Raw genomic sequence first — 21420 nt, 5'->3', positions numbered from 1 at the left:
TTAGTTTTAGTTCTTATAACCCATGTTTGGAGCAAATAGTGCATATTTATCTTCAAACCGCCTGTTGCTCTCTTTATATCTCTCTTCATCTACCTTCTTCAGAAGTTCATTGCATTGGTTCCATTGCCAGAATTTATAGATACAATCATTGCGGACCATTTCCCTACGGCTCCCCTTTAATGAAAAAGCCCAGTTGGTATAATCTTCTGCTTCGGCTATCAAATGCTCTGTCAGGGTTATCGCCTTCATCTTTTCACCCAATGCGGCATAGGCTGTTGCTATGCTATAAGAACCGCTTTCATACGTTTCGGGAACATTATATCCCGGAACAGCCTGTTCCGCATAAGCAAGTACTTTCTTTGCACGCGTATTGTCTCCTTGGGTTATCAGTTCTTTGGCCAGTTGCGCGAAAAGCCTGCGATGATACCAACACGTACGCAGGGTTGTTTCATCCAGATAGAGTCCCGGAGTATTCAGCCCACCATATTTATATCTGTTCATTACATTGTCATAAAGCCTTTCCACATCTACTGCATAAGGCCTGTTTTCGTCGGCATCTCCCCACTTCTTATAGTCAAAAGGTGTAAAGCGGAATGCTAATCCTTCTTGCACAAAGTAATTGTCAAACTTCAGTTTACTGACATTCCTTACGGAGATTGCAAGGTAAAGCGGACGTTCCCAATTACAGTTCGCCAGTATCTCCAGCATCAGTAAATCTACTTTGTTCAGCATACGTATATCTTTTAAAGGAATATAAAGTTTGTCCGGTATCGCATCTTTCAGTTCTTCCCCCCTCAAACGCCGGATTGCTTTAGGAAGCATGATTCCCGAACGGAGCAGTGCGTCCTTATCAATGTGGATATTTATCGTATCCGTAGGGATTACATTAAATTCCTGTCTCTCTGAGAATATCCAATATTTCAAGATATTTTTTACTTCAAACGGGTCTTCTCCAAAACTGTCACGTGCTTCCTCCGGATTTCTCCGGTACAATTCCTCTATTTGCTTTTTCAGTTCCGGGCGTACGGCCACATATTCGTTTTTACCTTCCTGATATTGATTCTTATTCCAACTTATAGGCAGTCCGGGAGCATTATACAACGGACATTGCTGCTGATAAATATACCAATCTGTCTGCGCGTAACTTAGATTGCAGACACGTGCATCCCTGCGCACTTTCTCCGTATCCTGATTATACCACAATGGGAAAGTATCATTATCCCCGTTACAAAAGATAATCGGATTTCCCGTATCGGGAAGAGTCATCAGATAGTTAGCCCCAAAGTCGCGACAAGTGAAACGGGTACTCCGGTCATGGTCATTCCACGTCTGAGTGGCCATTTGCACCGGTATCAATAAACAGATTGTCATTAATACACCGACTTGTACCGTAGAAGTCGTTTTCCGGCGAAGCGCATCACACAATCCGGCAGCACCTATCCCTATCCAGATAGCAAAAGCATAGAACGAACCGGCGTATGCATAGTCCCGTTCGCGCGGCTGACCGGGTGTTTGATTCAGATAAAGTACAATAGCCAGTCCTGTCATAAAGAAAAGGAAAAACAGCACACTAAACTGCTGTCTGCCCCTCTTGCTGCGGTTCCATTGCCAATAGATGCCGAACAGCCCTAATAATAGCGGCAATCCGTAAAACACATTGTGCCCTTTGTTCTGGCGCAGGGATTCCGGCAATAAGCTCTGGTCTCCCAATCTTAAATTATCCAACCAGGAAAATCCTGTTATCCAGTTCCCATGTTCCGGTTCGCCACTTCCCTGCACATCATTCTGCCGTCCTACAAAGTTCCACAAGAAATAGCGCCAATACATATAGTTGAGTTGATAGGTAATGAAATAAGTCAGGTTTTCTTTTTGTGTGGGAGCGGCCTCGTTTCCTCCTGTCCAATTTTTGTAAGAAGAAGCCATGCGTTCATTCCACATCCGAGAAAACAGCATGTTCTGAGTATAGTATACATCTTCTTTATGCCGGATTATTTTATATTTGCCTTCTTCTTTATCCGGGCGGTATACGGCACTCCCTTTTGTCGTTTTCACTCTGTAATAGTCACCCTCGGGCACATATTCCGGTTCGGAAGCGTAGGTTTTTCCATAAAGCAGGGGAGCACTTTCATACTGCTCTCGGTTCAGATAACTTTTGAGCGTAAAAATGTTGTCCGGCGCATTCTCATTAAGCGGAGTATTGGCGTTGGCACGAATCAGTATCACCGCATAAGTGGTATAGCCTACGGTGAGCATAAGCAAACACCATAAAGAAGTATGCAACATACGTTTTCGGAAACGATAAATGGCTCCGGTCAGTACGAAAAATGTTAAAGCTAAAAAGCTTATCAGCCCTGTGTGGAAAGGAAGCCCGAATACATTGACAAAAAGCAGCTCGAACCAGCCTCCCATGTCAGCCATGCCCGGAATATAAACAAAAAGAATAAATATAATGAGAAGACCGGATATAGCAATTGCAGCAGCTACTCCTTTAAGCGATATCGTCTGATATTTCTGATAATAGAAAACCAACACAATGGCCGGGATACAGAGTAAATTAAGCAAATGCACTCCGATTGACAGCCCTATGATATAAGCTATCAGGATAAGCCAACGATCGCCATATACCGAATCCGACTCATCTTGCCAGCGAAGAATCATCCAAAACACCAGTGCCGTAAGAAAAGAAGAGAAGGCATAGACTTCACCTTCTACCGCACTGAACCAGAATGTGTCACTGAATGTATATGCCAAGGCTCCTACAAATCCTGCCCCCAAAATGATGATAACATCCGTCGTTGAAAAATTCTGCTCATCATTTATTATCAGGAACTTTACTAACCGGGTGATACTCCAAAAAAGAAATAAGATACAACCAGCACTCAGCAACGCATTCAGAAAATTAACCATCCAGGACACTTGTGACGGGTCGGAAGCAAACTGGGTAAACAAGTTTCCAACAAGCATATAGAAAGGCGCACCCGGCGGATGTCCCACTTGTAACTTTTCGGCACATGAAATAAATTCGGGACAGTCCCAAAAACTGGCAGTAGGTTCAATCGTCATTCCATATACAAAAGCTGCTATCACAAAGACAATCCACCCACTAAAATCATTCCACTTTTTAAATAATAAGTTGCTCATTGTTCTGTAACTTTTTTGTTTGCAAAGTTATAGAACAGGCCTATAAAAGAGAAGAAATTTATCGGACGAGTACGGACGCTCTTCCAGAATAATCAACTGATAATCAAAACATCACATTAACAGATACAGACAAATTCAGACCTACAATGATTTTATGATATCTTCCAACGATTCTTTAGAGTTTGCCAACATCAGTTTCTCCGTTTTTATCCTGGAGATTCTCCGAGTCAGAGTCTCAACAGTCAGTTTCATTAAATCAGCAAAACAAGCAGGCTGAACGCCTTCGCGTAAAAAGGCACATACCCTTAAGTCCTCCTCTGTAAGTTTCGGACTTATCCCTCTCAATTTGGATACAAGCCCGTAAACACTTTCCTGAAGTCGCAAAAGTTCTATCCAGTCTTTCTCAGAGAAAAAAGATATTTTAGAAGATAAACCCGTTCGTTCCTTCAACTGACGGACTTTTGAAACAACCGGAGAATTTTCATAAATATGTTGTTGAAGGAATTGATATTTTTCTTCGAGATAATTACACTGCATCACCAGTTTGTCAGATTCAACCTCTTTCATCTGCATTTCTTCCTTAAAGGTATCCAGTTGCGAATGTACTGTCAGATGTTTCTTCCAAAGTAACCCAAACAAAAGAGACATAACACCCAATAAACCTAAGGCAGAAGATAGAATAACAGTCGAATTATCTTTACTGTCAATCAACATCAACTGGCTGGCGTATGCTTTTCTTTCCATCTCCAGTGCTTCGTCAAAGTTTTCATATTTCTGATAATACAAGCTACATCTCTTACAAATCTTAGTCATTTGCTCATATTCTTCTGCTTGTGCAGCTAATTTTATTGCTTCTTTGAAATGAACTTCAGCGTCTTTCTCCTGATTCAAATCACTTTCTACACATGCCAGATAATAATAGGCTCTTGACTTTTGAAGTTCATTTCCGTATTGCTCATAATAAGATACGGCCTGACGAATCTGATTATCAGAGGAATGAGGTATATTCTTATCTTCGTTGAATTGAGTACAAAGCAAATTATATTCTGCAAGTTGCGCCTCATTCATTTGGTTCATTCCAATCGTTTCAAGAATAATGGATGCCGTATCCGGATCTTGCTCTATTAATTGGGCGGCTTTGTCCAATCCTTGTTTCACATTAGTCCCCTCCGGATGGCATGCAGCCAAAGACAGGACAAATACATACAATAAAATTCGAAGATTTCTCATTGTCTCAATTTTTAATCTCTGTATACAAATATGCGACAAATTTATAAGATTATTGTTAGAGTAACGAATATTTCTTCCTTCTTTTAGTAAACCCTAATTCTGATATAACAATTGTCTAAAAATCACTTCATCGCATACGGAGAAATCAATTTATGCCATATACCTATTTACGTTCTATGACTCTTATCGATAAAATTTCAAATATGCCTCCAGAAGTATCTGTGACGTATCCGAATCGTACTTGCTCCGTACCTGCTCCGTACTTTCTTCGTGTAGAGGTACCTCTGACCGAAGAATGTACGGAGCAAGTACGGCCCTGATACGATTCGGGTACGGTACAGATACGAAAAGAACACATCACGAAAGAATAGGAGATTATATAAAAAAAATACCAATATTCATATAAATCAGAAGCGTACCATCAGACAAACTCAATTCTTTTCTTGAATATCTATGAGCTCTTCCTAAACTTTTCTATACAAAACTTGCTTATTTGCCCGAAAAATCGTATATTTGACTTAAACAAGTCAGATTATGTCAAATCCGATTATCCCGGGCATTCCCGAAGCTGAACAAGACCTGTTGTATAAAAAACTAAACGAATACAATCTGGGAAGAGCCTCTTACAAAGAGGCTGGTGCCTATCTTGTTGTGTTGCCTCGTCCCGAGTATCCCCGCTACTCTTTATGGATTTATTCGCCCTTGCCTGAACGGCAGTCCATCTTTTACATTCAGGACCTTTCCGAAGATATCAATGAGAGCTTGCGGGCGGCAAGCAGCTTGTTTTATTATTCTCCACGCTGCATGCTACTGGTGGAATACAATGCCAAACGCATGCAGAGCAGAGGAGACGACATTATTTCCATCGGTAAATATCACGGGCATTTCCTTCACGAAATCTTTCGCATCGACCCGGGATATATCAGTTGGGTTGCTTATAAGTTCACCCCACGCATCCCAAAACAGGAACGCTTTGTACAGATCGCGCAGATATATCACTCCGTCCATCTCGATATCCTGAAACAACAGGCACGGCAGAAATATTCCACCAGCCGTTTTCTGGGAAAGGAAGGGGAGAAAGTGGCAGACCTTACCTTGAAAGTGCTCCGCGTGCGACTGGAAGACGATCCTTACAAAACTATCGTAAAAGGAAATACCCCTTATTTCTACGTCCGGCAGATACTTACGCTGGAAGATTCTATCGGTAACCTCGTCACTTTCCGGACAAGTGCCCGCACAGCAAGCCGAGAGTCGTGCCAACTGCCGGGTACGGAACATGCTTTCCAGCCGGGAGAAACAGTATACATTGCTTCGGCACGCATCGCACGTACCTACACTTTGGGGAATAAGCAGTACACCCGCCTCAATTATGTTAAGTTTAAATAAGCTTAAAATATAAGCCGTTATCTTTCCCGTTAAAAACATTCGTCCTTACTTTACCGTCAGAAAAGGGGGTGCTATAAAAATAGCTGAGATTATACCCAATGAACCTGATACGGTTAGTACCGTCGAAGGGAATTTTCTTTCTATATTCTACTATTCGTTTATACTACTATCCCTTTCTGTAAGTAGAACCTCTAAAAATTCAGAGTTTGAATGTTTGACGTACAATTCATTACGCATTTTACGGCATCCATTTCATACTTGGACTCCGCACGTATAGCCCTCGAAGGAGGGTGCCGCTGGGTACAGCTTCGGATGAAAGACGCTTCCGAAGATGAACTGAAAGCCACAGCCATACGCGTGCAGGACCTCTGCCGCCAGTACAGGGCTACCTTCATCATTGATGACCACGTAGACCTGGTGAAACAGATTGGTGCGGACGGTGTCCATTTAGGAAAATTGGATATGCCGATAAAAGAAGCAAGGGAGAGACTGGGTAAAGGTTTCATCATTGGCGGAACCGCCAACACTTTTGAGGACATCAGGCAGCATGTTGCCGATGGCGCGGACTACATTGGTTGCGGCCCCTTCCGCTTCACCACCACCAAACAGAAATTATCACCCATCCTAGGACTGGACGGCTATCGCTCCATCCTGACGCGAATGAAAGAAGAAAGTCTTTCAATTCCCGTCGTCGGCATTGGCGGAATTACGCGTGAGGATATTCCGGCATTGAAAGCCGTAGGGCTAAGCGGGATAGCACTGAGCGGTGGAATCCTGAAAGCCGGAGATCCGGTGCGTGAGATGGAGACAATCATACAACAGACCGAATAGCAATCAATTATTGAACCATGGAAGATAAAACAAAAATCACCTATCCCGATTCCGAGAAAGTCTACATGCAGGGTGAGCTTTTTCCTTACCTGAAAGTGGGCATGAGAAAAGTGAATCTGACCCCTACCGTAGTAGTGGAAAACGGGAAAAAAGTTATCACGGAAAATGCTCCCGTGTACATCTACGACACAAGTGGAGCATACAGTGACCCGAACCAGAAAGTCGACTTAAAGACAGGTCTGCCCCGCCTCCGCGAGCCGTGGATACAGGAACGGGAAGTGGAACGGCTGACGGAAATCAGCTCCGAATACGGCAAGATGCGCCTGGCAGACAAGAGCCTCGACTCCCTCCGCTTTGAGCATATCACCCTGCCCTATCGTGCCAAAGCAGGCAAGCAAGTTACGCAAATGTACTATGCCAAACAAGGCATTGTCACCCCGGAAATGGAGTACGTTGCCATTCGCGAAAACATGAACTGCAAGGAATTGGGCATAGAAACTTACATCACACCGGAATTTGTGCGGGATGAGATTGCGGCAGGACGTGCCGCACTGCCCGCCAATATCAACCACCCCGAAGCAGAGCCCATGATTATCGGTTCTAAATTCCTCGTCAAGATAAATACGAATATCGGAAACTCCGCCACTTCTTCCACTATCGAAGAGGAAGTAGAAAAGGCTGTATGGAGCTGCAAATGGGGAGGTGACACATTGATGGACTTGTCCACAGGAGAGAACATTCACGAAACGCGTGAATGGATCATTCGCAACTGTCCTGTTCCGGTGGGCACAGTTCCCATGTATCAGGCAATGGAAAAGGTGCGTGGAAAAGCCGAAGACCTGACCTGGGAATTATTCCGGGATACACTTATCGAACAGTGCGAACAGGGAGTGGATTACTTCACTATCCACTGCGGTATCCGTTTAAAAAACATACATTTCGCCAACGAACGCCTTTGCGGAATGGTGAGTCGGGGCGGAAGCATCATTTCGCAATGGTGCAAAATGCATCAGAAGGAGAGCTTCCTCTATGAGCATTTTGATGATATATGCGATATATGTGCGCAATATGACGTAGCTCTTTCACTGGGTGATGGTTTGCGTCCGGGAGCCATACGGGATGCCAACGACCGGGCGCAGTTTGCTGAACTGGACACAATGGGGGAACTCGTAGAACGTGCCTGGGCAAAGAATGTACAGGCATTCATCGAAGGCCCGGGACACGTGCCGATGCATAAAATCAGGGAAAACATGGATCGTCAGATAGAGAAGTGCCACGGAGCACCATTCTATACCCTCGGCCCGTTGGTGACAGACGTTGCACCGGGTTACGACCACATTACAAGTGCCATCGGAGCTGCACAAATCGGTTGGTACGGAACAGCAATGCTTTGTTATGTGACTCCGAAAGAACACCTTGCTCTGCCACAAAAAGAGGATGTGCGTGTAGGTGTAGTCACTTATAAGATTGCCGCACATGCCGCCGACCTTGCCAAAGGACATCCGGGGGCGGAAGTCCGGGACGATGCTTTGAGTAAGGCACGTTATGAATTCCGCTGGAAAGACCAGTTCAACCTGAGCCTTGATCCGGAAAGGGCACTCCAATATTATAAAGAAGCCAATCACCTGAATGGAAAGTATTGCACCATGTGCGGACCTAATTTCTGTGCTATGCGCATTAGTCAGCAGTTGAAGGATTGCAATTATGATGCAGAGAATGAAGAAATAGAAAAATAACTTTTTAAACTTATTATATTATGATTGAAACTAAAGTATCCAAAGGTATCATCAGTACCTATTTTGAGAAATTAGAGAGGAACCTTGATTTAGACGTTGCTATTGTCGGTGGCGGTCCTTCGGGCATAGTAGCTGCCTATTATCTGGCAAAGGCCGGATTAAAGGTGGCACAGTTTGACCGTAAACTTGCTCCCGGCGGCGGTATGTGGGGTGGTGCCATGATGTTCAACCAGATTGTCATCCAGGAAGAAGCGATTGATATTGTAAAGGAATTCAATATCAACCATGAGAAGTATGAAGACGGACTATATGTTATGGACTCAGTAGAAAGTACTTCTGCCCTGCTCTATCAGGCTGTTCATGCGGGTGCTACAATATTCAATTGCTATTCTGTAGAAGATGTCATCTTCAAAAACAACACAGTAAACGGAGTTGTAGTAAACTGGACTCCCGTATTGCGCGAAGGCATGCACGTAGACCCGTTGAACATCCTTGCAAAGATAGTAATAGACGGAACAGGACATGACAGCGAAATAGCTGCTACCGTAGCACGCAAAAACGGCATCCGTCTGGCAACAGAAACGGGTGGTGTGATTGGCGAGCGTTCGCTGGACGTAGTGGCAGGAGAGGAAGAGGTTGTAAACGGTACGAAGGAAATCTATCCGGGACTTTATGTTTGCGGTATGGCTGCATCTGCCGTTTCGGGCACTCCGCGCATGGGACCAATCTTCGGTGGAATGTTGATGTCAGGAAAAAAGGTAGCTGAGGAAATTATTGCGAAGCTGAAGAAATAATCTTTTGCAAATTGCCTTTTCTTACTATATGAGGTTGTGTCAACACAGCCTCATATTTCTTTTCTGTGGGAGCACTATCCGGCAGCTTCTTTCAGTCTTCCGAAGTGGAAAAGGACTTCTTTTGCATCCTCCCACGTCCGGTAGCGGTTCCATATATCTCCCAACAAGGCTGCACCGCCAAAACCAAGGGCTTTTATTTCTGAAAGGTTCGCCGCGCTTATTCCACCTAAAGCAACAACTCTTTCATTAATAATCCCTTCAACCTGTGCCTGCCGCAAGGCTTCCTGAGAATACCCCGAATGATATCCCTGCTTGGAAATACTATCATAAACAGGACTCATCAGTACATAGTCAAAGTGAGAAGCCGTAGCTTTCACCTCTTCAAGGCTATGGCAAGCACGGCTCAGTAATCCTTGATACCCTTTCGGTGCTTCCGGATGACGGGAGTTCAAGTGAATTCCCCCCAAAGAAAACTCATCCTTCAGCGGAAAGAAATCATGAATAACAATCTGTTTCCTGTATTCCACAGGAATCCCATGCAAAAGATTCCCGACTTCATGAGCCGTAGCATCCGGCTTACGCAGGTGCAGCAAGTCCAGTCCAGCTTCAAATAGTCCGGTGATAATCCGGGCTTCCTCCGGAATGAAATCCGGAGATGTAATAACAATAAGTTTCATATTTCTATTCCTCTGTTACGGGGTTCACTGGGTTTACCAGATATGGGAAATGGCACAAAGGTCCGTTCCCCTGTCCTATATGTAAATCTTTCCCGGCTTCAATGGCCTTGGTTATATATGTTTTAGCCAGCTCCACCGCTTCATACAGAGGAAAGCCTTGTGCCAGAAAGGTTGCGATAGCCGATGAAAGAGTACATCCCGTGCCATGCAGGTTTCCGGTATGAATGCGTCTGGCACCAAAGAGATGGAGTTCATGCCCGTCATAAAGCACATCACACATTTCGTTGCCTGTCAGATGTCCGCCTTTGACCAGACAAGCACATTGATACTTCTCATACACCAGATGTGCGGCAAGTTCCATATCATCCACCGTATGGATGGGCTGTTGCAACAATACTTCTGCTTCATGCAAATTAGGAGTTACAAGAGATACAACCGGAAGCAGCTTGGTGCAAATAGCTTCTACCGCTTCATCCGTCATAAGCTTGTGCCCACTGGTAGAAACCATGATCGGGTCGAAAATAACCTGACGCGGAGAGTACTGATGCAGCACACGCACAATTTCATTAATAATCTCCACATTCCCAGTCATACCTATCTTAATGGCATCCGGTTTCAAATCTTCCATTACAGCCTCCATTTGCCGGCCAACCACTCCTGCTTCAACAGGATGTACCCCCTGCACACCTAATGTATTCTGCACCGTTATCGCGGTTATTGCCGTTGCCGCATATCCACCTAATGCCGATATGGTCTTTATGTCCGCCTGTACACCCGCACCGGCGGAACAATCAGAGCCGGCAACAGAGAGAACAATTACTTTCTTATCCATATATACTGTAGCTTACAGTTTTATGACGCTCTGCGTCCTGCTACTCGCCCACGCTGCTTCAATCAGGCGAATAATGCCAACTACCTCACGGGCATTGCTTTGCAAAGGTACACCTTGACGAATATGCTGATAGATATTCTCATAAAAGGCAGCATAGTTTCCGGGAAGGGTAGGATAGGATTCACGTACTACATTACCGCCCTTTTCCGTATGGAGTATGCCCCACTGAGTCCGGTCTTCTTCACCCCAATGCGGAGTGGTTGGCAGTAAACCTTTAGTTAAAGCCTCTTCCTGAGGGTCAAGGCCATATTTTACAAAAGAGCCTTCCGTGCCGTGAAGAACAAAGCGAGGTTCATGCTCACACATCAGGTAACTGGCTTTCAGAGTAATTTTTACTTCCGGTGCTTTTGCCGGTTTCAGTAAGTGGATAATGAAGTAATCATCTACCTTACCTCCGGTACGCAACACATCTATATCAGCAAATACAGCTTCGGGCATACCGAACAACTGCACAGCCTGATCTATGACGTGGGCCCCCAGATTATATGTCAATCCGCCACCGCTTTCTCCCGTTTCTTTCCAGGTATTCGGTTTTATGAAGTTCCGGTAGCGGGGAAAGGTAGATTCAAATTCTACTAAACGGCCTAACAATCCTTTAGCCAATATTTCTTTCACAGTCAGGAAATCACAATCCCAACGACGATTCTGGTAAACACTTAAAGTGAGTCCTTTCTCCGCAGCAAGAGCCACAAGTTCTTCACCCTCTTCCACGGTAGTTGTAAAAGGCTTTTCTACAATCACATGTTTGCCTGCTTCGAGGGCACGGCGGGCATGTTCGTAATGGAAACTATCCGGCGTATTCACTACCACCAAGTCCAGTTCCTTCATGCCTATCAGCTCATCGAAACTGCGCACAATGCGGGATTGCGAATACTTTGCCCGCGACAATTCTTTACTGCGTTCCACAACAGCCGTCAACTCAAAATGAGGATTAGTGGAAATAAAAGGGGCATGAAACACCTGCCCCGACATTCCGAAAGCAGCTAATCCGGTTCTTATCTTATCCATGATAAATCTATTTTCTTCCGGCAAAACTAATGATTTTATCACTCACTTACCACATGAAGCAGGAAAATTTATAACTATAGCTTTTTCAGTACAATGAGCGACTGGTTCATTTCCACCGCCTTGTGCCATATTTCCTGCAACTGTTTGTAATGGTCGGGAGGCAATATGGAAGAATCCAGACTGAATGAATAGTTCACAACGACAGTATTCCCATTTCTTTGAATTGCATATCTACATAGTAATTTATTATCTTCCGTCTTCACCGTCCGTGTGTGGGGAATTTCCTCTATCTCATACCCTTCGGGAAGCGTCAGAGTACACATTAGCTTGACCTTATACGGATAAGAGAACTCAACCGGAAGAATTCGTTCCGACTGTATGAAAGGATTCTTGGTCAACTGCGGAAAGAGTAACGGATTGATGTATATGCGATTATCCACCTGATCTGATTCGAGCACAAAGTCAAAATCTTCCTTGATAGTAGTGAAATCATCATCTGTGTCTGTCAACTTCAGATTACTGACGGTCAGTTTTTCCTTAACCTGCTCTTGTCTATTCCCCAGACTATCTTGCTGTAAATGCTCTTTCCGATATTCCAGAGCCTGATGTCCTTTCAATATTGTAGTCCGGTGTCCTGTAATCCGGTTATCCTGAGCAGTGGCAGTAATTAGCATAGTGGCCTGGTTGAGAGAAATATCCTGAAGATCCACCCATTTTTTGTTTTCCGGCACATCGGCAGAAAGTATACGCGCCTTGCTTACAGATAATTCAAGGGGCAGCACATCGAGAGCCGGTATATCCATGGAACTATCCAGATAGACGTACTTATTCTTCGCAGCATCATAAACGGCAACAACAAACGTATTCAGCTTCTGGAGGGAAGGGAAATTATACGGCAACATTCCCAACGAACGGCGGCTCATAACAACAGGATAGGCCTTAGTTCCGTACGTTCTGAGCATATTGATAAATATAAAATTCAGGTCGGCATTACTACCGCTTCCTTTTTCCATCACCTTATCAAGATTTTCACTGTAGAGTTTATACTCTCCGTTCCAGGATATCTTTTGCTTCAATAACTGGAAGGTTTTGATGACTTTCTTATTAAAATCCAGCTCTCCGGAATTATTGAATTGCCGGATTTCTTCCACATATAGATTCTTCCACATCAAATGCTTACCGAAGTTCTCGTTTTCCTGTCTTGTCAATCGCTTATCCACATCTCCCCATTCAACACTATACGGTTTATAATCTTCCCCCGGATAGTTAGTGCCTTGCAGATCAAAACTGATTTGTATCTTATAGTCTCCCGGACACCAGCAATAGGACTCATCCTGACGGATAGCAGGCAGATTCTCCGAAATAAACGTAAGTTTCCGCGCCGAGATAGTGAAATTATGGGCAATCTTTGATACACCATTTTCAGTGTGCTGCTGGGCTTGCATGGAAGATTTCTCCTCAACGACATCTATATACTGGCGACCTCTGAACTCAATGTTGTACACAAAAACATGAGGAATCGTTATTTTATATTGGTTATATATCACAGGAAGTTCTTCCTGCATCATCCAGTTCTCAATATGTACGGAATAATCGGAAGTAACCTTATAGTGATACTCAATGACCGTCCCAACCTTGACGGCTGGTAATGAGAATTTCAACACTTTATAATAAGAATTCACCCGCTCGTTAGAAACAAAATCTCGTTTCAGACGACTCTTTACTATTTTCCCATCTTCCATATTGTAGGAGCATCCGTCCAGATCAAAAACCTGATCCTTCTCTTTATTCCGGTCGGCAGGTGCATAATAAGGAATAGCAACATCAGCATACGACACTCCTTGCGGTTTCAAGACCTTGATACGCACCCAATGTTCCGTGACCAATTGGAACCCGTCATCGTAAGTAAAGCCACTGACTCCCTTATGAAACAGGTAAATAGCCGTGGCTGTCGTATCAGGAGTATATGTTGTCAATGACAACTCTTCTTTGGAGGGCCTGCCATATTTCAGGTCAGGTTTGATGACTGCTGCCGCCTGCTGGGAGAAAACTGCCGGGAGGTACAAAAGACTGAATACACAAAATAGAAGTAGCTTATTTTTCATGATTTGACTTTTAAGGATTACCAGTTACACAAAACTAATAATTTATACAATACAACCATGCTTATCCGGCTAAAACTTTTCAGAATAAAATGATGATTTACTGAGTATCTGTCATTCTGAGTTTGTCGAAGAAGCTCATCCCTATTACGATAATACAACTTTGTGCCAGAGAGTAGATCTTTCGGCTACGTTCAGGATGACAGATAATACTACTTAATCATTAACCTCACTTCTTTTTCTGTTATAAAGTAAATGACAAAAGGACTTATTCATGGTACAATATAACTCATATATTTCAATTTATTCTAAATGCCTAAAAAAATTATTCTTTTACAAAAAGCGAACATCTAACCCGGAGCGTATATTTAGGGGGCCTCAGTCGTATACTTAGGGTATCTCAGTATACGACTGAGGTACTCTAAATATACGACTGAGATGACCTCCATTTATATACGCTCATAATCAAACCGTTACGTTTCTCTATTCAATCGACAGGAAATTCAAACAAATTAGCAAAAAATGTTTCACGCATTTCATACAGATTTGAATCAAACGGACTATCTCCATTCCCCTCCTCCAGTTGAGGTTGTGTAAAAAGTAAGAATCAAGTGTTCTTTGACATTTTGTATTAAAAAGGAAATGCTCTTTATCTCTTTATTTTGGAATTTCTATTGTTGTCCTTTGGCAAATGACCGCTATTAGGTATACTTAATACCCCAATAGTGGACTTGTTGCAATAGTACCTGTATGCTTTGAATGTTAGTCACCCTTCTTAGGTTATAGCATGTTGCGTACAAATCTATTTCAGCCTGTACCTTTTCCTTTCCTCTGAGTAGGAGTGGTATTTGCCCCATCCAGTATTTAAGAGTTCCGAAGGGATGTTCTACCAATGTTTTTCGTAAATGTATAAGCGCTTTGTATTTCATCCCCTTACACTTCTTCATATACTGTCTTATGGGTTCGGCATCTGCCCTTCGGTAGATAATCCGACCTTTTTTCGATGTGGTGCAGAACTTTATCAGGGGACAACCCTTGCAGTCTCTTCCCTGATATTTTCTATAAAGCTTTCCATGTTTACGAACTTGCCTGTCTTTAATAGGTAATATCTTTTCTTGGGAGCATATATAATAGTCATTGTCTGCATCATAGGTAAAAAAGATTCCGTGCTCCCGATCTTCTTTAGGAGAATGGTCTCCTTCATTGAAAGGAACGGCAATCACTTTGCCTTCTTCTTCAAGGGCCAGGATCTGTTCTTCATTGGCATAACCGGTGTCGGCAACGGCTTGGGTTACTTCTACCTGAAGGTCTTCCTGCATGGCATGAATCGAAGATTGAAGGTCTTCAAAGTCATTTGGGTGGTCGGTAACCTGCATGGCACCTATCAGATGATGTTGGGAATCTACCACTGATTGGACATTGTAAGCCGGAAGAAAACCGTTGCGGGTCTTCATCAGGCGAGCTTCGCGGTCAGAGGGAAAGCTTCTTTTGGAACCTTCATCCAGCATACGCTGTTTTTCCGCCTGAAGTTCTTCAACCTGTTGGCTCAAATGGGCTATCTTCTCCAGTAGGGAGCTCTCCACACCGAGATCGTCCGAGAGTTCGGATAATTGTTCCTGGGCTGTTTCCACCAGATCATTTTCATTAAGCTGGTGCAGATACTTCTCTAAACGGGTATCCAACAAGGCTAACTGTCGATTAATACCATCTAAAGTAAGACCGTCACGATTGGTATTGGCTTTGATTTTACTGCCATCAACAGCTACCAATTTGCCTGAAATATAACCGGAACTGACCAGAAAGCGGCGGAAATCAAGGCAACATTCATGAATGCCCGAAGTTTGTTTGGAACGGAAATCGGCAATAGTCTTATGATCGGGATGGAGATTACCCAGAAGCCAGATCAACTCCATATTACGCAGAGTCTCGCGCTCCAGTTTACGGGAAGAACTGAGACTGTTTAAATAGCCGTAGACATACAGCTTGAGTAAAGTACCAAAGCTATAAGCCGAACGGCCTGTAGGACTGTTACCTTTATAAGATGAAAAATCAGGGTGCAATTTGATAAACTGATCGACAAAAACATCAATCAGACGAACAGGGTTCTCACAAGAGATATAAGAATCTAAAGACTCGGGAAGAGTCAGTTGATTACGATCAAAAGGTTGAATATAGCCCATAAAATTAATCCTATTGTTATCAAAGCAAAGATATAAAATCCTTTTTATACAATATGTCAAAGAACACTTGATTCTTACTTTTTACACAACCTCCAGTTGGAGGAGGGGTGCCCAAAGGGCGGGGTGGTAGGTGAGAAAAGAATTCATTAATGTTCTTATTAATAGGTATTTTATTGCTTACCTACCACCTCCCCCTACGGGTACTCCTCCTCCAACTGGAGGAGGAGAATGAAGATAGTATCGCTTATCATTTACTTCATTTCTTATCAGTTATAGCAGACCAAACAATAGTTCATCGTCCAACAGTGCAGCTTCCTATCAGACTGAATATTCCAGATGGGAGAATATAGCCGAAAGACATTATAATTCTATAACTAATACAGGTTTTAAAGTGCGAGATAAGCAAGGTAATAAAGGCGGAAGTGCCATGCAAGGTATGAATAGCGGCAATTATGTGCAAATGAAAAAATCTTTCCGAGATGCACAAAGACAAATGCGTAACATACGCAACAATGCCCAAAGACATGGCGTGACAATAACACAATCAAAATGGGAAACAGCCACTATCGCATATTAAAAAAGATTTCTAAAAGTCATCGTACGATAAGTGATAAAACTACCCATAAGTAGTTGTCCAATAACCTATAGGTAGTTGGGCAACTACTACGTAATAATCATCCAATTACCTATAGGTAGTTAAACACTGTTCTAAATGTTCGGTGGCGTATATGCAAAAACTATTCCGTCACCAGCGGACGCTTACGCCAATCATCCTTCACGTAACTATCGGGATAAACAGTCTTATCTTTCAATTCACCACCTTTCAGGCGTATCCAGGAAGTAAAGGTACGTTCTCCTTCCTTCAGTACAATCACGCGGGCACCATTAGAAAGATGGTTATACTCCGTATTGCCCCCTGTGAAACGTCCGTAAGCCAACACGATGCCTTTCCACATTACCGAATAATCATTATCGTGGTCATGCCCTACGAATGTCCCCATCACATCGCCGGCTTCTTTCATAGCAGCAAACATACCGGTATTGATGGCAGCCGCACAGGCTTTCTCCATACGTGTACCGTAGAGGATAGCATTCTCATCGGAAGCCGCCTCATTGTATTCAGGCAGAGGGATATGGAAGAATGCCAAAGCAGGCAAAGGCTTTCCGCCGTTCTGTGCAGTGAAAGCGGCACTTTGCTGACGATACCAGTTCACTTGGTCGAAAGTAAGCCAGTCATAACCTTTCACATCCGGCAGTTTGGAGTAAGAGTGAGAGTCGAGGCAATAGAGCACGGATGCGTCTTTCTTGCCATCCGAGGACTTCACCGTAAGAACATAGTCGGGAGACTCTACAGCTCCACGGTCGGGCTGGATATTATAAGGCAGGGTGCGAATGATGTCATACAATTCAGCGCGTGTCTTTCCCTGTTCATTGTCGTGGTTACCGAAAGTCACTACGAACGGTATCTTACGGGAAGAAGCACAGGATAGCACTGTACGCATAGCCGTATCAGCAGGGGCGGCATAAACCACATCTCCTGTAAAAACAACTAAATCGGGATGTTCGGCATCAAGCACTTCATTGATACGCTTCAAAGCAATATCCGAAGCCGGGTTACCATATTTGAAATGGATGTCGGTGAACTGAACGATTTTGAATTCTCCGTTCTTGTTAAACTTTAAGGGGGCAACCTGTGCCTGGCAGAACAGAACCGTAAGAAAAGCCAGACAGAGGGCTAAAGAAATTCTCTGCATGTGAATGATTAGTTTTAGGTAGTTATTTAGGTTGAAATCAGTTATTATAGCAATTCGTCATTTTTTGGTGATTAGAACTGTTGCGTAGGCTGAGATGCCTTCTTCACGGCCTGTAAAGCCAAGTTTCTCTGTCGTGGTAGCTTTGATGGATATATCGTCTTCGTCTACCCCCATCACTTCGGAAAGTGTCTGTTGAATGGCGGGAATATGAGGTTTCAGTTTAGGACGCTCCGCACAAATGGTCGCATCGATGTTTCCTACGGAGTAACCTTTCGTCGCAATCAGTTCTACTGTTTTCTTTAATAATATCTTGCTGTCGATGTTCTTGAATTCTCCTGCGGTATCGGGAAAATGATAGCCGATATCACGCATATTGGCGGCTCCCAGCAAGGCATCACAGATGGCATGGATAAGCACGTCGGCATCCGAATGTCCAAGTAACCCCTTTTCATGTTCCAGGCGGATACCGCCTAACCAAAGTTCGCGCCCCTCCACCAACTGATGGACGTCAAAGCCAAAACCTACACGTATTTTCATATCGCTTTTCTTCTTTTTAATTTGGATGAATGCACGAAAGTACGGAAAAAAAGCGAGGTAACAAGAAAAGAAGTTCGCTCAAATACACAAAGCGAACTTCTTTCACATTTTTAAATCAACTAATCTCTATCCGGCAGTTGGGACAGCAGGTCTTTGTAGAAAGCCCTTACATCCTTCCAGTGATAGAAAGGAGCGATGTCGGTCTTCACCGGAATGCTCACTTCTTTTTCATTCAGCATAAACTTCACAATGATATCATCCGTAGTGCCTTTCTTACGGAAGAAAACAATCTGCACATTGGCTGCCATCGGAACCATCTTGAAGTTACACCATGCCTGATAAAATTTATCCGGATCTGATTCTTCGTTGTAACAATTCTCCAACCTCAGCAATCCCACCAGAGGAATAACGTTACCATCATGCCCGAAGCGAAAGGTGGCCGAGTTCGTACCGGAAGCTACCGCTTCGTCGGCCGAGTCAAGGATATTTTCGACGAGAGATTTTGCATTAGCCAGCATCAATCCGTTCGTCATGGGTGAAGGACCGTCACAAACGTAGTTCTTGTAGTTGTGTATCTGCCAGATGTCGAACAATTCCTGTTTCTCAAAGATATCATAGAAACACACATCAGGCTCCACGTTCTGCATATCCGAAGCCACCCAGTACAGACCGCGCATCAGTTCTTCGGGATTCACATTCTTGCGGATATACTCTTTACTATTAAACAAAGTATTTACCAGACGTTCCGGGCGCACATGTTCCTGCTCGAACTTACGGTATTCCTCATACCAGGGACCTTTACGGGAAGTAAACTTCATGGCTTCCTGTGTATGGAAGTTCAGATAATCCATATATTTATTGCTCGACTCACGTTCAATCTGCATCTTCGGATTAAACTCTTTCAGGCGTTCGCAAAAAGCATCCATACTGAGCACGCAACGTATAACAACCGTAGAACGCGCCGACATCTGCGGTTCGCCCTTAAATATTTCGGGGAATGCCTGATACATGCGCTCGGCAATGCCGCGTTGCTGTTTCACCCCTACCGGACTTAAATCGCCTCCATGTCCTTTCGCGTCTTCCCAAACAATATCCAGACGCTTGCGGACATCTTCTCCCAAATCGGTTAACGCTCCCGCTTTATGAGCTTTCTCAAAAACCTCCATTACGCGAACGTAGTCTTCATCCGCAATCAGCCAGCGGGAACCATGACGGCCATAATGACTAATATAAAACGGTTCATAACCTTTCGGAGCCTTGGTTTGAACTCCCGACGGACCGGGATAAGCATAATATACACCACCCGTTGTAGCAATATCATCGAAGATTTCTTCGCGCGTGGCTTGTGCATACGAGGTATGCACTGCCAACGCACCTAAAAAAGTCAATGAAAGAAAAACTCTCTTCATTCCTAATTTCATGGACACTTTGTTTTTTATAGTTTATATTTATTTCTGATAATCCGGATTCTGCGTCAGATACGGATTCGTTGTAAACTCATCCTGCGGAATAGGGTACAATTTATACTTATCGTCCACATCCTTACCCATATATGTACCTGCCTCGCCATTGCTGCTGCCTTTCCAGTCCCAGTTATATCCCTTTGTGAATTTGCCGAAGCGGATCAGGTCTGTGCGACGAACCAGCTCCATATTCATTTCACGGGCTCTTTCATCTAAAATGAAGTCCAGATTCAACTGACTGTCAGTAATATGGCCGGATACCCCGTCACCATAGTTGCCGGACATATAAGCACGGTCTCTGATTTCGTTGACATAGCCCAGTGCCTCGGCACGCGTACCTTCTGCAGCTCCACGAAGAATAGCCTCAGCAGCCATCAGATAAGCATCTCCCGTACGGAACATCGGAAGGTCTACAGACGAGTACTTAGTGCCGCCATCCACCAATTCCTTACGGTCCTTCGTTACATTTCTCCATTTGATGCAAGCATAACCATTCTCAAATGTCTTTTGAAAGGCCTTACCTTCTACCCAGGTTTCCTTTGTATGGTCGATGGTAAAGAACTGTGCACGCTTATCCTTCTTATTATCTCCCCAAGGATCGTTTTCATAGAAAACCTGGTCAACCTCATCAAATTTATCCACAAGTGCCACCTTTACACGGGCATTTCCCCAACCACGGCTACCTACTCCTGTCTTTACATACTTATCCATCGGACCATTCATCAGCGCTTTAATCAGGAAGTTCGTTCCGGCACTGCTCTGTGCATAGTCAGCATCCTGCACCAACGGCCAGATGATTTCGGAACAAGTATTGTTATCCGCCAGGAAGATGTGGCGATAATCCGAGGCCAATGGATAATTACCTTCCATAATCACCTTTTTGGCATATTTATAGGCATTGGTATATTCATTCTTGCCTACCCATGTTTCTGCATTCAGGTATACACGTGCCAGGAGAAACCAAGCCGATACACGGTCCACACGACCATATTCATTCCGTTTCGGTTCTTTCAGCAATGTTGTCAGCTCTTCCGTTTCGGAAACCACATAGTCGTAGATTTCCTGACGTGTCTTCTGATGAGGAATTGTACCTACATCCATCGTTTCATCAATGAAGGGACCCGAGCCGTACAAATCGCAAATCATACTGTAGCAATAAGCACGGATAAAGCGTGCCTCAGCACGGTAATAAGGCATTTCAGCCTGCAAAGCATCATATACGCCACGGGCTTTCAGCTTCCCTTCCGCACTTTCGCGCAGAAACTCATTGCAGTAGTTAATGGCCATATAAAGACGATAGTATGAGTAACAAATAATCTTTGTCGAAGGGTCCCAGTTCATATACAGCAAAGACAAACTTCCATGGCTGCCACCGGAATGGAAAGCGATTTCATCCGTACAAGCCTCTTGCAGATAGAACAGGGCACGCGTGTAGCCACTATATCCCTCATCAATGCCCGGCACATCACCGTTACCGCCATCACCGCCCTTTTGCCCGGTCTGGATGAGGCTGGCATAGCATTTTGCCAGCACTCCGATGTAACCCTCAGGGGTAGAATAAACCTTTTCGCCCACCAACTCATTGTCGTCCAAAGGCAATGTATCCAAATCTCCCAGACAAGAAGAGAAAAGAAACAGGGATACCAGACATATACTTGCTAACTTGAAATATTTCGTTTTCATTGTTTT

Annotated in this window: 15 protein-coding genes and 1 riboswitch; of the genes, 4 read left to right on the top strand and 11 right to left on the bottom strand. The window is 43.9% G+C overall.

Annotated elements, in window-relative coordinates:
- Positions 1-6 precede the first annotated feature (6 nt).
- Both HMPREF9447_RS14060 and HMPREF9447_RS14055 read right to left on the bottom strand, forming a co-directional pair.
- Complete coding sequence (locus HMPREF9447_RS14060; protein ID WP_009130391.1) at positions 7-3141, bottom strand: glycosyltransferase family 117 protein; 3135 nt, start codon at positions 3139-3141, stop codon at positions 7-9.
- 141 nt (positions 3142-3282) lie between these two features.
- Positions 3283-4371 (bottom strand): hypothetical protein, encoded by a 1089-nt coding sequence (locus HMPREF9447_RS14055; RefSeq protein ID WP_009130390.1) that lies wholly within the window; start codon positions 4369-4371, stop codon positions 3283-3285.
- Positions 4372-4905: 534 nt separating this feature from the next.
- Between HMPREF9447_RS14055 and HMPREF9447_RS14050 the strand changes: the two genes are divergently transcribed.
- From HMPREF9447_RS14050 to HMPREF9447_RS14035, 4 genes are all read left to right on the top strand, one after another.
- Positions 4906-5757, top strand: a complete 852-nt coding sequence (locus HMPREF9447_RS14050; protein ID WP_009130389.1) for an exodeoxyribonuclease X C-terminal domain-containing protein — start codon at positions 4906-4908, stop codon at positions 5755-5757.
- 54 nt (positions 5758-5811) lie between these two features.
- Positions 5812-5906: riboswitch (TPP riboswitch) on the top strand.
- A 61-nt stretch (positions 5907-5967) separates the two neighbouring features.
- Positions 5968-6588, top strand: coding sequence for a thiamine phosphate synthase (locus tag HMPREF9447_RS14045; protein ID WP_009130388.1), 621 nt, complete (start codon positions 5968-5970; stop codon positions 6586-6588).
- Positions 6589-6605: 17 nt separating this feature from the next.
- On the top strand, positions 6606-8324 hold the full coding sequence (gene thiC / locus HMPREF9447_RS14040) for a phosphomethylpyrimidine synthase ThiC (protein WP_009130387.1): 1719 nt from the start codon (positions 6606-6608) through the stop codon (positions 8322-8324).
- Between the two features lie 20 nt (positions 8325-8344).
- Positions 8345-9118, top strand: coding sequence for a sulfide-dependent adenosine diphosphate thiazole synthase (locus HMPREF9447_RS14035; RefSeq protein ID WP_009130386.1), 774 nt, complete (start codon positions 8345-8347; stop codon positions 9116-9118).
- Between the two features lie 74 nt (positions 9119-9192).
- Here HMPREF9447_RS14035 and HMPREF9447_RS14030 read toward each other — a convergent pair whose 3' ends face one another.
- The 9 genes from HMPREF9447_RS14030 to HMPREF9447_RS13980 all read right to left on the bottom strand — a co-directional run bounded on the left by HMPREF9447_RS14030 (position 9193) and on the right by HMPREF9447_RS13980 (position 21414).
- Positions 9193-9795, bottom strand: a complete 603-nt coding sequence (locus HMPREF9447_RS14030; protein ID WP_009130385.1) for a thiamine phosphate synthase — start codon at positions 9793-9795, stop codon at positions 9193-9195.
- Positions 9796-9799: 4 nt separating this feature from the next.
- Positions 9800-10627, bottom strand: a complete 828-nt coding sequence (gene thiD, locus HMPREF9447_RS14025) for a bifunctional hydroxymethylpyrimidine kinase/phosphomethylpyrimidine kinase (RefSeq protein ID WP_009130384.1) — start codon at positions 10625-10627, stop codon at positions 9800-9802.
- Positions 10628-10639: 12 nt separating this feature from the next.
- The gene (locus HMPREF9447_RS14020; protein WP_009130383.1) at positions 10640-11695 is read right to left on the bottom strand and encodes a Gfo/Idh/MocA family oxidoreductase; all 1056 of its coding nucleotides are present in this window, start codon (positions 11693-11695) and stop codon (positions 10640-10642) included.
- A gap of 74 nt (positions 11696-11769) precedes the next feature.
- On the bottom strand, positions 11770-13800 hold the full coding sequence (locus HMPREF9447_RS14015; protein ID WP_009130382.1) for a DUF3857 domain-containing protein: 2031 nt from the start codon (positions 13798-13800) through the stop codon (positions 11770-11772).
- A gap of 698 nt (positions 13801-14498) precedes the next feature.
- Entirely contained in the window at positions 14499-15977 is a 1479-nt protein-coding gene (locus HMPREF9447_RS14010; protein WP_009130381.1) for an IS1182 family transposase, read from the bottom strand.
- A gap of 737 nt (positions 15978-16714) precedes the next feature.
- Positions 16715-17731 carry a metallophosphoesterase family protein gene (locus tag HMPREF9447_RS13995; protein WP_009130379.1) on the bottom strand — a complete coding sequence of 339 codons (1017 nt, stop codon included), beginning with the start codon at positions 17729-17731 and terminating at the stop codon, positions 16715-16717.
- Between the two features lie 57 nt (positions 17732-17788).
- A complete protein-coding gene (gene ispF / locus HMPREF9447_RS13990) occupies positions 17789-18268 on the bottom strand; it encodes a 2-C-methyl-D-erythritol 2,4-cyclodiphosphate synthase (RefSeq protein WP_009130378.1) in 480 nt (159 codons plus the stop codon).
- Positions 18269-18387: 119 nt separating this feature from the next.
- Complete coding sequence (locus HMPREF9447_RS13985) at positions 18388-19689, bottom strand: histidine-type phosphatase (protein ID WP_009130377.1); 1302 nt, start codon at positions 19687-19689, stop codon at positions 18388-18390.
- 27 nt (positions 19690-19716) lie between these two features.
- On the bottom strand, positions 19717-21414 hold the full coding sequence (locus tag HMPREF9447_RS13980; RefSeq protein WP_009130376.1) for a RagB/SusD family nutrient uptake outer membrane protein: 1698 nt from the start codon (positions 21412-21414) through the stop codon (positions 19717-19719).
- Positions 21415-21420 lie beyond the last annotated feature (6 nt).

It is taken from the genome of Bacteroides oleiciplenus YIT 12058, from assembly GCF_000315485.1.
Classification (GTDB): Bacteria; Bacteroidota; Bacteroidia; order Bacteroidales; family Bacteroidaceae; genus Bacteroides; species Bacteroides oleiciplenus.
The sequence above is the reverse complement of the archived record's forward strand: the minus strand, read 5'-3'. Positions and strand labels throughout refer to the sequence as shown.

Bases quoted from the DNA above. Each gene is read 5' to 3' on its own strand.
- HMPREF9447_RS14060 (WP_009130391.1), bottom strand. From the start codon at position 3,141: ATGAGCAACTTATTATTTAAAAAGTGGAATGATTTTAGTGGGTGGATT.
- HMPREF9447_RS14055 (WP_009130390.1), bottom strand. From the start codon at position 4,371: ATGAGAAATCTTCGAATTTTATTGTATGTATTTGTCCTGTCTTTGGCT.
- HMPREF9447_RS14050 (WP_009130389.1), top strand. From the start codon at position 4,906: ATGTCAAATCCGATTATCCCGGGCATTCCCGAAGCTGAACAAGACCTG.
- HMPREF9447_RS14045 (WP_009130388.1), top strand. From the start codon at position 5,968: ATGTTTGACGTACAATTCATTACGCATTTTACGGCATCCATTTCATAC.
- thiC (WP_009130387.1), top strand. From the start codon at position 6,606: ATGGAAGATAAAACAAAAATCACCTATCCCGATTCCGAGAAAGTCTAC.
- HMPREF9447_RS14035 (WP_009130386.1), top strand. From the start codon at position 8,345: ATGATTGAAACTAAAGTATCCAAAGGTATCATCAGTACCTATTTTGAG.
- HMPREF9447_RS14030 (WP_009130385.1), bottom strand. From the start codon at position 9,795: ATGAAACTTATTGTTATTACATCTCCGGATTTCATTCCGGAGGAAGCC.
- thiD (WP_009130384.1), bottom strand. From the start codon at position 10,627: ATGGATAAGAAAGTAATTGTTCTCTCTGTTGCCGGCTCTGATTGTTCC.
- HMPREF9447_RS14020 (WP_009130383.1), bottom strand. From the start codon at position 11,695: ATGGATAAGATAAGAACCGGATTAGCTGCTTTCGGAATGTCGGGGCAG.
- HMPREF9447_RS14015 (WP_009130382.1), bottom strand. From the start codon at position 13,800: ATGAAAAATAAGCTACTTCTATTTTGTGTATTCAGTCTTTTGTACCTC.
- HMPREF9447_RS14010 (WP_009130381.1), bottom strand. From the start codon at position 15,977: ATGGGCTATATTCAACCTTTTGATCGTAATCAACTGACTCTTCCCGAG.
- HMPREF9447_RS13995 (WP_009130379.1), bottom strand. From the start codon at position 17,731: ATGCAGAGAATTTCTTTAGCCCTCTGTCTGGCTTTTCTTACGGTTCTG.
- ispF (WP_009130378.1), bottom strand. From the start codon at position 18,268: ATGAAAATACGTGTAGGTTTTGGCTTTGACGTCCATCAGTTGGTGGAG.
- HMPREF9447_RS13985 (WP_009130377.1), bottom strand. From the start codon at position 19,689: ATGAAATTAGGAATGAAGAGAGTTTTTCTTTCATTGACTTTTTTAGGT.
- HMPREF9447_RS13980 (WP_009130376.1), bottom strand. From the start codon at position 21,414: ATGAAAACGAAATATTTCAAGTTAGCAAGTATATGTCTGGTATCCCTG.